The sequence below is a fragment of the Tenacibaculum sp. 1_MG-2023 genome (genome assembly GCF_030547425.1).
Taxonomy (GTDB): Bacteria; Bacteroidota; Bacteroidia; order Flavobacteriales; family Flavobacteriaceae; genus Polaribacter.
Genome location: NZ_JAUORH010000006.1, coordinates 67,881 through 78,940, shown reverse-complemented (window position 1 = coordinate 78,940; position 11,060 = coordinate 67,881). Strand labels below are relative to the sequence as shown.

9 protein-coding genes are annotated in these 11,060 nt (G+C 30.0%); 7 read left to right on the top strand and 2 right to left on the bottom strand.

All coding sequences use genetic code 11. The features are described from left to right. The first annotated feature begins 7 nt into the window (after window positions 1-7). From Q4517_RS05975 to Q4517_RS05955, 5 genes are read left to right on the top strand one after another with little or no spacing between them, the layout of a single operon-like run. On the top strand, window positions 8-1,228 hold the full coding sequence (locus tag Q4517_RS05975; protein ID WP_303507345.1) for a DUF4374 domain-containing protein: 1,221 nt from the start codon (window positions 8-10) through the stop codon (window positions 1,226-1,228). 8 nt (window positions 1,229-1,236) lie between these two features. Beyond that, window positions 1,237-1,938, top strand: a complete 702-nt coding sequence (locus Q4517_RS05970; RefSeq protein ID WP_303507342.1) for an ABC transporter ATP-binding protein — start codon at window positions 1,237-1,239, stop codon at window positions 1,936-1,938. A 44-nt stretch (window positions 1,939-1,982) separates the two neighbouring features. Further along, a complete protein-coding gene (locus Q4517_RS05965; protein ID WP_303507339.1) occupies window positions 1,983-3,413 on the top strand; it encodes a DUF3526 domain-containing protein in 1,431 nt (476 codons plus the stop codon). Then, the gene (locus Q4517_RS05960; RefSeq protein WP_303507337.1) at window positions 3,410-4,831 is read left to right on the top strand and encodes a DUF3526 domain-containing protein; all 1,422 of its coding nucleotides are present in this window, start codon (window positions 3,410-3,412) and stop codon (window positions 4,829-4,831) included. Before Q4517_RS05965 ends, Q4517_RS05960 begins: the two co-directional genes overlap by 4 nt. Window positions 4,832-4,846: 15 nt before the next feature. Then, the gene (locus Q4517_RS05955) at window positions 4,847-6,220 is read left to right on the top strand and encodes an MATE family efflux transporter (protein WP_303507334.1); all 1,374 of its coding nucleotides are present in this window, start codon (window positions 4,847-4,849) and stop codon (window positions 6,218-6,220) included. Between the two features lie 21 nt (window positions 6,221-6,241). Here the strand turns inward: Q4517_RS05955 and Q4517_RS05950 are convergent, their stop codons facing one another. Further along, window positions 6,242-6,850: a methyltransferase domain-containing protein gene (locus Q4517_RS05950; RefSeq protein WP_303507332.1), complete on the bottom strand. Its 609-nt coding sequence runs from the start codon at window positions 6,848-6,850 to the stop codon at window positions 6,242-6,244. Between the two features lie 206 nt (window positions 6,851-7,056). Here Q4517_RS05950 and Q4517_RS05945 point away from each other — a divergent pair, with 206 nt between their 5' ends. Beyond that, window positions 7,057-7,365, top strand: coding sequence for a hypothetical protein (locus Q4517_RS05945; protein WP_303507330.1), 309 nt, complete (start codon window positions 7,057-7,059; stop codon window positions 7,363-7,365). A gap of 375 nt (window positions 7,366-7,740) precedes the next feature. Then, window positions 7,741-10,107, top strand: coding sequence for an outer membrane beta-barrel protein (locus tag Q4517_RS05940; RefSeq protein WP_303507327.1), 2,367 nt, complete (start codon window positions 7,741-7,743; stop codon window positions 10,105-10,107). 157 nt (window positions 10,108-10,264) lie between these two features. Here the strand turns inward: Q4517_RS05940 and Q4517_RS05935 are convergent, their stop codons facing one another. Continuing rightward, a complete protein-coding gene (locus tag Q4517_RS05935) occupies window positions 10,265-10,981 on the bottom strand; it encodes an RDD family protein (RefSeq protein ID WP_303507325.1) in 717 nt (238 codons plus the stop codon). Window positions 10,982-11,060: the final 79 nt, after the last annotated feature.

The following is an 11,060-nucleotide window of genomic DNA, read 5'->3' as shown; positions in this document are numbered from 1 at the left end:
ATAAAAAATGAAAACACAATTCTTAAAAAAAATAAGTTTAGTATCACTTTACACATTTATATTATTTTTTACATTCATAGGGTGTAGTAGTGATGATAATTCACCAGTTGACGGAACCGATCTAGTAACTATTAATTTTGGGATTACAACAGTAAGTGGAGCATTTCCTAATCAGACCTCTTATATTCAAGGAAAATCAAACTTAGAGTTTTCAACGATAGGAAATGAAAAGGCGTTAGAATTAACTGGAAATACAAGAACAGTTTCTTATAATAAAGAGCTGTATACATTGCCTTTTGGTGCACCTGCAACCCTAGCAAAATATTCATTTAATGAAGAAGGAAATACAGTTGAAGATCAACGTATTGTTGTTCCTGGAGCAAATACTTTTTCAGCACTTTACTTTGAAAGTAAGGAGGTAGCATATGCTTCAGTAGCAGGGGGGATTTCAAAACTTATTATTTTCAATCCAACTACGATGCGTATTACTGATGAAGTAACTTTAACATTAATAAAAGAAGAATTTCCTGAAGCTACACGTACGTATTACACAGATATGATTGAACGTGATGGAAAGTTGTTTATGGGAGTACACTATGAGAAAAATTTTACTCCATTAAACGATTGGGCGTATGTAGCGGTAATAGATTTAAAGGAGAAAAAGGTAGAAAAAATAATTTCAGATAAAAGAACAGGAATGGTGTTTGGCGGACATGCAGCAAATGCTGGAATGATTAAAACGACTAATGGAGATATTTATGTACAAGGTTTAGGAACTACAATGAGTAGTGGAAGTAGCCCTAGTGGTTTGCTAAAAATACCTAATGGAGAAACTTCTTTTGACCCAGATTATTTTATGAATATGCAAGAAGTAACAGGAAATGTATGTTATGGAATTTATCATACACCTAATGGAAGAAGCTTTACAGCAAGAGTAGAGGAGGTAAGTGATTTTTATGAGTATCAAACTGGTCAACCCCAATTCAAATATTTTGAGATTAATGTTCAAAAAAAATCGAGTTTAGGGGCGATACCAGGACTTCCTACCACTTATGGATCTCGTAGTATGATTATTCTTCCTTATAAAGACCAAAAATTATTATTTACAACAGCAACCAATGATGAAAATGCTGTGTTTAGTTTTGACACCAGTTCAAATACATCTAGTAAAATGTTTACGTCTACAGGAGGTTACATATCAGGTCTTGAAGATTTTAATAACGAATAGAATACGCCATGTTAAAAGCACAAGACCTCACAAAAAAATATGGTGATTTTACCGCCTTGAATAGTTTAAATTTAAATATTAAAGCAGGAGATATTTTTTGCTTGCTCGGTGCTAATGGTGCAGGAAAATCAACAACCATTAATTTGTTTTTAAATTTTATTGAGCCTACATCCGGTAGTGCTTTTGTTAATGGTTTAGATGTAACAAAGAACCCACAAGAAACAAAAAAATGGTTGTCTTATATTCCTGAGAATCTCCAGTTGTATCAATATATGACAGGACTGGAGAATCTTCACTTTTTCTGTGGTCTACAAGGTGTGGATATAGAAAAAGAAGCATTAGAAAACTTATTAGTACAATCAGGTTTACAAAAAGATTTTATTAAGAAAAGAGTTCGTAGTTACTCTAAAGGAATGAGACAAAAAGTAGGGATTGCTCTAGCGAGAGCTAAAGGAGCGAAGGTGTTACTTTTAGATGAGCCTACCTCTGGATTAGACCCTAAAGCAAGTAATGAGTTTTCTGAGCTTCTACTTAACATGAAGCAACAAAAAGTAGCTACTTTAATGGCAACACATGATCTTTTTAGAGCAAAAGATACAGGAACACATATTGGTATTATGAAAGAAGGAGTTTTGGTTGAAAAGATGGAATCAAATCAAGTTTCTTTTCATGATTTAGAACAAAAGTACTTAAAACACATGCACGAATAGTGTGTAATAAGTCATTACATCTAAAAAACTAAAAATGTAAACAGATGATACATCAAGTATTTTTAATAGCTAAAAAAGAACTTACCAATATTGCAAGGCAAAATGCTTTAAAAATTTTGTTTCCTATTATATTGTTCCTCTTAGGGTTTTCTCTTTATGCTGGACATATCGCTTATAAACAGGAAATGGATATGGTGAAAAAGGCTCAAGAAGAAAGAAGAGCTGAGTGGTTAGAACAAGGAAATAAGCATCCGCATATTGCGGCTCATTATGGAACGTATGTTTTTAAGCCTAAAACACTTCTAAGTCTTTTTGATTTTGGGTTGGATACCTATACAGGAACTTCCGTTTATTTAGAAGCACATTATGCACATGAGTTTATGTTTAGACCTGTACAAGGATATGGTAATATGGCTCGTTTTGGAGAATTGAGTGCAGCTTTGGTTCTTCAGCTATTATTACCACTTCTTATTATATTCATCACTTTTCAAACTTTTAGTAAGGAAAAAGAAACAGGAACCTTGAAGCTATTAATAGGGCAAGGAGTTTCAATGAGGTCCATTTATTTAGGTAAAGTTTTGGCTTATTTTTTAATAGTCCTACTTATATTAATATTATTTTTTACAGGACTTTATATTGTAGGAATAATTGAAGATGATAGCTTAGTAATGCAAGATGTAGGTTTACGAGTTTTATTTCTCTTTTTTCTTTATGTTGGGTACTTATTTGTTTTTACAAACTTTTCTGTTTGGGTTTCTTTTAAATCTTCAAATGCACGAAACTCTCTTCTAACATTATTAATGTTTTGGATTACAACTGGTATTATTATTCCAAAAACTTCGGCTAATATAGGAGAGAGTTTATATCCTTTACCATCTCTTAAAGCATATAAAGAAAAAATTAAAAGGGATATAGATAAGGGTTTACCTATGGATGGTTCTAAAGAAGAGAGACTTGTTAAATTAAAGGAACAGTACTTAAAAAAATATGGAGTAGATTCTTTACATCAATTACCACTAAATTTTGAAGCAATACGAATGCAAGAGGGAGAAGAATATGCTTATAAAGTACAAAAGGTTCATGATTCTCTTCTTAACAGAAGGTTTGAATATCAAAATAGAATAGGAAGTATAATAGGGTTTGTTGCACCTTACATTTCAATAAGAAATTTTTCAATGGCTTTTGCTGCAACAGACGGGTACAGTTTTAATGATTTTCAAGAAAAAACAAAAGCATATCGTCTAAAACTAATGAGAAAAATGAATAATGATATGGCTGTAAATTCACGTTATGGCGAGTTTTACGAGTACAAAGCAGGAAGAAATTTATGGGAAACGGTTTCTGGACTGGAATATCGTACACCAAGTGTAATGAAAACCTTTAAAAATTACAGAATAGAATTAATATCATTAATTTTTTGGGTTTTAATAATGTTCTTACTAATACCTTCTTCTCACAAAAATAAATTGATATGAAATTAATTATATTATTATGGAGACGTGAAGGTATTTCAATCGTTAGAAATACGTTTCAAATAATTTTGCTAATCATCGTGTTTTTATTGGGGATTTATGCTGTTTATTATGGACATTCAAAAATAATGGAGCAGCGTAAAATAATTGAGAATATTAGACATATTGAAAAGAAAGAATTCGAACAGTATAAAGAGAGTTTTTATGCCAACCATACCTCGTTAAAAGATAAACAATTATTTGACATAGCTTCTAAACCTGGCTATGCATGGTATCGACATGGATATCATGCAATTTTACCTCCTCATGGTTTAGCACACATGTCTTTAGGACAAAGAGATATAGAACCTTATTACTATAAGTTAACGGGAATGAGCTTATATTATCAATTGTTTGAAAATGAACTGGCAAACCCACTTAAACTCTATGTTGGAAATTTAGATCTATCATTCGTTTTTGTTTATTTGTTTCCGTTACTTATAATAACTTTTACGTATGGATTATATGCGGAGGAAAAGGAAAATGGAATGTTACCTTTATTAAGGTTACAATCTATAGGGCTAAGAAAAATTCTCTTAATAAGAATTGCTTTTTATTATGTTTTAGTTTTAGGACTAGGAGTCCTTTTGTCTATAATAGCCTTTACGGTTGCTGAAAAAGTAAGTGTTTTAAGTACTTGTTTATGGTTGTTAGCAGTTTTGTGTTATTTCAGCTTTTGGTTTGCTTTAATGTTTCTTTTAATTAGTTTTAAAAAGAATTCCTCATTAACAGCCATTACTGCTGCTGGTTTATGGTTACTTTTTTTAATAGTTTTTCCTGCAATATTAAATGTATATGCAAATATTGTACATCCGATAGATAATACTTCATTAGCTGATATAACCAGAAGAAGAAGCCTTGAAAATGAAGAAAATATAGAAGAAGCTAAAGCTGTAGTTGTTGAGTATTTAGATTACCGAGACGACTTAAAAGGAGCAAAATCTTTAATAAACGTAAATACAATGGCAAAAGCTTATGCAGCTTTTACTGCACTTAATGATAATCATCATAGAGAAGAGGTACAGGAGTATTTTAAACAAATTGAGTTAAGGCAAGAATGGGTTTCTAAATTTAGATGGGCAAATCCAGCAGTAAATGCTCAAGGAATTTTTAATGAAATAGTTGAAACGGATTCTGAAATTTTTCAATCCTTTTATCAATCAATTGAACTTTTTCATAGAGATATTACCAATTTTTACTTTAACAAATTGTTTTTGGGTAAACAAATAACACTAAGAGATTATGAAAGGTTACCTAAGTTTAAGTTGAACACTGATTATACTAAAAATGAAAGAATAGGAAAAAGTTTACTAGAAGTTATGCTTATAACCTTTATAATTTTTGGTATATCACTGGTCTTTTTTAAAAAAATAACTTTTTAATAGAGCGATGCAAATATGAGTTCCAAAATAAAGAATAGCACTAAACAAAAGCTTGATTTTATTAATGATAGTCTTTGGAGTCTTATGCTAAAATTATCTGTTCCAAGTATTTTAGGTATGATGGTTATATCTATAAACGGTCTTGTAGATATATTTTACACAAGCTATTTTATAGGAATAAAGGCTTTTACAGGAATATCAATGTTGTTTCCTTTAATGTTAGTTGTTACAAGTATTACTGTTTTTATAGCTGCAGGCTCTGCCTCTGTTCTTAGCAGAGCTATAGGAGCCAAACAAATTGAAGTTCAAAAGAAAATAATTCCAAACATGATAGCCTTATCTCTTATAGGGGCAACTTTAATAACTGTTATTGGAATTATTTTTTCTCATGAAATAGTTTCAGTAATAGGAACTTCAGGAGAACTATTTACCTATGCTTTAGAGTATTTTAAAGTATACGTTTTTGGAGCATTATTTAGTATTTATGGCTTGTCTGCTAATAGTTTAATACGGGCAGAAGGAAAGATAAAAGTGGCAATGCAATTCACAATAGCTTCAGTAGTTTTAAATATTTTATTAACTCCCATATTTATTGGTGTTTTAGATATGGGAGTAGCAGGTGCAGCATGGAGTAGTATTACAGCAATGTTTATTTATAGTTTGTTAACATCTCTATATTTTATCCGTGGAAAAGCAACATTTAAAACAGGGGCTTTTCGAATAAGATTGGAGTATAAAATCCTTAAAAATGTTTTAAGCATTGGTTTTTCAGCATTTACAATGCAACTATCTAATTTGTTTAGGCAGTTTTTACTTTTCAGGTTAGTGGTTTTCTACGGAACAGTAGATGCTATGGCTTTTTTTAATGCTGTTTTTAGATTGTTTACTTTTTTAGCTATTCCGCTTTTAGGACTTTACCAATCTATGCAGCCGATTATAGGAATTAATTATGGAGCTAACAAGCCGTCTAGGTGTTTAAAAGGAGTAAGGATATACAGGTTTGCAGGGGTTGTTCTTGGTGCTGGACTATTAATACCGATACTGATTTTTCCTGAGGCAATGGTTAATGTTATATTACCTAATGTAAAACTTAATGATACAGAAATTTTTAATGTACGAATGCTATTGAGTATTTTATTAGTTATTCCTATATCTTCTAGTAGCATAGTTCTTTTTCAAGCTATAGGAGAAGCAAAATTAGCAACGTTGTTACCCATTGGTAGACAATTATTATTGTTTGTTCCGGTAGTATTGCTTTTAACTAAATACTTTGGAATAGAGGGTATATACTATAGTTTGGCTTTAGAAAATATTTTATATGCTTTGGTTTTATATATTGTATCTAGAAAAACACTTAAACAAATACCCAAGGGAATAATACAGGAGTAAGTATAAAAATGAGCTAGTTTATTATTTTATAAGGTGTTTCTTTTTTGCCACAATATGAAAAACATGCCAAAATTTTTCTTTTCCAGATAATGTTTTTCCTTTTTTAGAAACTTCATTAAAATAAAGAAGCTCAAACTTATCAAATAAGTTTTTTACCTCTTGTATATTGTGAAAAGTCATATCAGAATTAGAACTCCAAGAATCTTTTGGACCAAAAAAATGTCCGCAAAAAATTCCTTCAGGAGGCATACATTTAATGATATTCGACCATAGATTATCAAATTGATTAGGATGACAAAAAGGAAGTGAAAAAGAGGCATTAACCAAATAAGCTAAAGGAAGCTCTTTTATATTCTCAAAAGAAACGTTATTAAATTTTAATAACTTTGAATGTTCAGGAGCTAAATTTTGTTGTAGGTGAAGCAATGAGTTAGGTGTGCTGTCTATGGCAAATACAGAAAAACCATTTTCTAGCAAAGCAAATGTATCTACACCATTACCACAGCCTAAGTCAACAGCTGTTTTTTCTGTTATATTATCTTGGGTGTCTATAAAATCTAAAGCTTTACTAAGTGTATAAGCTGGAGGATGTTTTTCTTCTTTTATTTTACTATAATGCTCTTTCCACATTCTATTTTTTTTTCTGAGATAAACAAATATAATGAAGTATTACACTGTTTAAATTAAAAAATAAAACATTCTATTATATTTTAACTTTTATAGAAGTAAAAGGTTTACTCGCATGTATTTAACTTAATTGAGGTATTTGTTTTTTGGATGAAAGCAAGTGTGAAATTAACACCTTTTTTAAGTTAATTTTAGTAGGTTTGTAAGTAATGAAAAAAGGATGGTTAAAGAATAGTGTAGCCTATTTATTCCTAGTGCTTTTTCTTTCAGTGAAAATGACAGGAATTCATGTGTTGATGCATACAGATGATATGGATCATGCTATACATTGTACCATGTGTGACCATAGCATAACACATGATTTAACTCCTGCACTTACTCCTAATTTCCAAAATTTAATTATTGATAAGTTTGAAATTATAGTTCAAAAATCAATTATTAAAAATTACAAGTTTACTGTTACAAGTAACTTTGCTTTGTATCAACTTTTCTCCAGACCCCCTCCTTGTTTATTATAATTTTTTAGAGAAAACCAAAGTTAAATGTCATCTTGGTTTTTTATAAGTTACTCTAGTTTCTTTTAACAATGGTGTAATCAAAAGTTTAAAACTTTGGATTGAAAATGTATCTAAATATTTAGAGCATATAAAGCTATGTGTTAAGAAAAAACATTTTCAGATTCAATTTTTTGAAAATAATTGCAACTTTTTTAAAAAGGAGTTGAAGAACATTTTATGTAACTAATTGTAATGAAAAACTTCTAGAACTTATAAAACCAAAATAATTCATTCTTAAGTAATATTAATATTTAGGTACCTGTGTAAAAACAGAAATTAAATAAGAGAATGATTACAGATAGATAAATCTATCTAACTAAAAAAATAAATTAAATAATGAAAAATTATATCAAAATACTTGTACGTTACTTTTTAATTCTTTCTCCATGGCTTATTTTTTCACAGGAGGTTGAAGTAAAAGGAATCGTTAGTGATGTTACAAATCAAGCATTACCAGGTACAACAGTTTTTATAAAAGGAAGTAATAAAGGAACAGTTACCAATTTAGATGGAAAATATTCAATAAAAACAACTAAAGGAGCTGTTTTGGTATTTTCTTTTGTAGGAATGGTTACGAGAGAAAAAAAAGTAACTGATGAAAAAAAGATAAATATAACCTTAAAAGAAGATGCTAATGCATTAGAGGAAGTAGTGGTTAATTTTAAAAAACCACTTATTGAGGCTGGTAAAGGTAAATTAACATTTAACCTAAAAAAATCTACTCTTACAACAGGGCAATCTGCTCTTGATATGTTAAAAAAATTACCAGGGGTAAATGTAGCACAAAACGATGCTATTTTATTTAGAGGGGCGTCTGGAGTAAATATTATGATAGATGGTAAAATGACCTATTTGTCTGGAGGACAATTGTCAAATTTATTAAAAGGAATGAGTGCTGAAGACCTTAAAAAGATAGAATTGATAACATCACCAACAGCCGAGTTTGATGCAGCAGGTAATACAGGTATAATTAATATTGTTCTCGAAAAAAAACTTAAAAAAGGTTATGCAGTCAATTTACGAACTACCATTTCAAAGGGAAAATACTGGATGACAAACGAAAATATTTCGGCAAGTTTACGTACAAAAAAAGTAAATTTATACGGTTCTTTTGATTATAATACGCCTCATAGATTTACCAAAAACAAGAGTGGAAATACCATCAATGAGAACGGAGAATCTCTGTGGCTTAGTCGTAAAAACGAAAGTAACTATAAAATAAAATATTATACTTGGCGATTTGGAGCTGAATGGCAGTTTTTACCTAAACATAGTTTAAGTATTAACTATCATGGCTACTTTGATGACTTTAAAAAACAAAATTATTCCGAAGTTAATAAATTCAATAATTTTAAAGACTTACAATCTTACACATTAACAGATAATAAAATAATTGAACCTTATCATTACGATGCGGGGAGTGTGCATTATATGTTTGTTATAGATTCTCTTGGAAAAAAAATAACAGCAGATGCCAATTATACATCCTATCGAAATTATTCAGATGGAATACTGATAACAGATAATTATGATGCAAACCAAAATAAATTAGATACCAACGTACTCAAGTCACACCAACCAGGAAGTGTAGATATTTTTTCAACACAAATTGATGCTAATTTGCCTTTTAAGAAGTATGCTATTAAAACAGGGGTTAAATATGCTAAGGTTAAAAATGATAATCAATACGAATTTGAATCGTTAGAAGAAGATACTTATGTAAAAGTACCAGCATTAAGTAATCACTATAAATATAAGGAGCAGATTGCAGCAGCATATATAACAGGATCAAAAGAAATAAATAAAACAACAATAGATGCTGGACTTCGGGTAGAATATACCAAAGCAGAAGGGTATACGGTAAAAGAAAATGAAACAAATCAATGGCAATACACTAAGCTGTTTCCCTCTTTTTCAATAGGACAAATTTTAGATAAAGACAATAAAATTGATTTTTCGTTAAACAGACGTATTAATCGTCCATCTTACACCGATTTAAATCCAGTACGATGGTATAGGGATCAGTACTTCTATTACTCGGGAAACCCTAATTTAGTACCTGAATTGGCTTGGGTATATTCGTTTACATATAGTCTAAAAAACAAATATATTTTTTCTGCAACGTATAACCAAAGTGATAATTTTATAAATCGAAGGCTTTTAGTAGATGATAATGGTACTACTATAAAAAGTCAAAGTGATAATTTTGGTAATCGAGAACGTTTTGATTTTACAGTATCAACCCCATTTAAATTATATTCGTTTTGGAATTTACTTTTCTTTTCAGACATAAGTTATACTACGTACCCTATTTCACAAGTTTCGGGAGAAAAACAACTATCAAAGTGGGCTACAACATTTACACTACAACAAGATATTTCTTTGCCAAAAGATTATAAAATGAATCTTTCTGCACATTGGTTTTCATCGGAGTTGCTTGGTTTGTACAGTACCAAAGCAACAGGTTATGTAGATTTTGGAATAAAAAAAACATTTCTAAATAAAAAATTAGTGGCGCAATTGACTATAAGTGATATATTTAACACCAATCATTATGAAGCCTATTCTCAAAGTGATATTATAGATTATTACTATAATAATAAACCAGATTCAAGAAGGTTTGGGGTGACCTTACTTTATCACTTAGGAGGAAATTTAGTGAAAGAAAATAGAAAAAAAACAGAAGAACAAAAAAGGTTATGATTTTTTTCAAGAATTAAATTACGAGATAGATTTCCATAAAAAACAAAGAATGACGTCCTTTTAGAACGGCATTCTTTGTTTTAATCAGGTTGTTTTTGAAGTGAGATATTTAAGTAAGCACTGTTTATTTAAATTATTAACTTGTATAAAATAAAAATTACTGTCTTGCATAGTAATGATAATCTTTAATCACAGTATTTATAAATTGAGCAGGCTTTTGCTCGGTGGTAATTCCTGTTAACTCAATAACTTTTGAGTGTAGTTTTAAAATTACTTTATGATTTCTTTTTTTCATAGCATCTTTATATACTCTTGTAATGGTATGAATATCATTATCACTCAATAACGTTACCTGTGAATAGGTAGGTGTGTAGTTATCTACTACATCGCTTGCAATAGTATCTTTTAATGTAATTCTTTTCTTTTCAGATATTACAGTAGTTCCTGCAGCAATATCTCCTAAACGTTGCCCTTTTCCATTCAATAAAATGGTAAGTACAGCAACAGAACCACTAGCTAAAGTGAAATCAACAAAACGTAACAACCATCTAATTAAATAACTTCCAAAAGTGGGTTTAGAACCATCTAATTTAACCACTCTTATTTGATTAAAGTATTTACCAGGCGTTTGCCCGTTCATTAAAATTTCAAATAGCAAGCTATAAAAGAATACAGGAAGTCCTAACAAAACAAATAGGCTCATATATTCCATACTCATAGGAACGTCTAACATTCCTATTATAATGGCAATTATAATGTAATACCCAACAATAAATAACGCATCAATTAAATATGAACCGATACGAGTGGTAACATGAGCTACATTTTGACTAATAGCAATGTTTTGGGCTGTTTCTATTTGAAATTTATCCATTAATTAGTTTTTCGCTTTTTTTTGTTGATATTTATGCAACTTTTTTTAGTTTAGCGAAGATAAAAATAATCTATGATTA

What these genes read in the sequence shown, in the direction of transcription:
- Q4517_RS05975 (WP_303507345.1), top strand. Translation starts at nt 8, where the DNA reads ATGAAAACACAATTCTTAAAAAAAATAAGTTTAGTATCACTTTACACA.
- Q4517_RS05970 (WP_303507342.1), top strand. Translation starts at nt 1,237, where the DNA reads ATGTTAAAAGCACAAGACCTCACAAAAAAATATGGTGATTTTACCGCC.
- Q4517_RS05965 (WP_303507339.1), top strand. Translation starts at nt 1,983, where the DNA reads ATGATACATCAAGTATTTTTAATAGCTAAAAAAGAACTTACCAATATT.
- Q4517_RS05960 (WP_303507337.1), top strand. Translation starts at nt 3,410, where the DNA reads ATGAAATTAATTATATTATTATGGAGACGTGAAGGTATTTCAATCGTT.
- Q4517_RS05955 (WP_303507334.1), top strand. Translation starts at nt 4,847, where the DNA reads ATGAGTTCCAAAATAAAGAATAGCACTAAACAAAAGCTTGATTTTATT.
- Q4517_RS05950 (WP_303507332.1), bottom strand. Translation starts at nt 6,850, where the DNA reads ATGTGGAAAGAGCATTATAGTAAAATAAAAGAAGAAAAACATCCTCCA.
- Q4517_RS05945 (WP_303507330.1), top strand. Translation starts at nt 7,057, where the DNA reads ATGAAAAAAGGATGGTTAAAGAATAGTGTAGCCTATTTATTCCTAGTG.
- Q4517_RS05940 (WP_303507327.1), top strand. Translation starts at nt 7,741, where the DNA reads ATGAAAAATTATATCAAAATACTTGTACGTTACTTTTTAATTCTTTCT.
- Q4517_RS05935 (WP_303507325.1), bottom strand. Translation starts at nt 10,981, where the DNA reads ATGGATAAATTTCAAATAGAAACAGCCCAAAACATTGCTATTAGTCAA.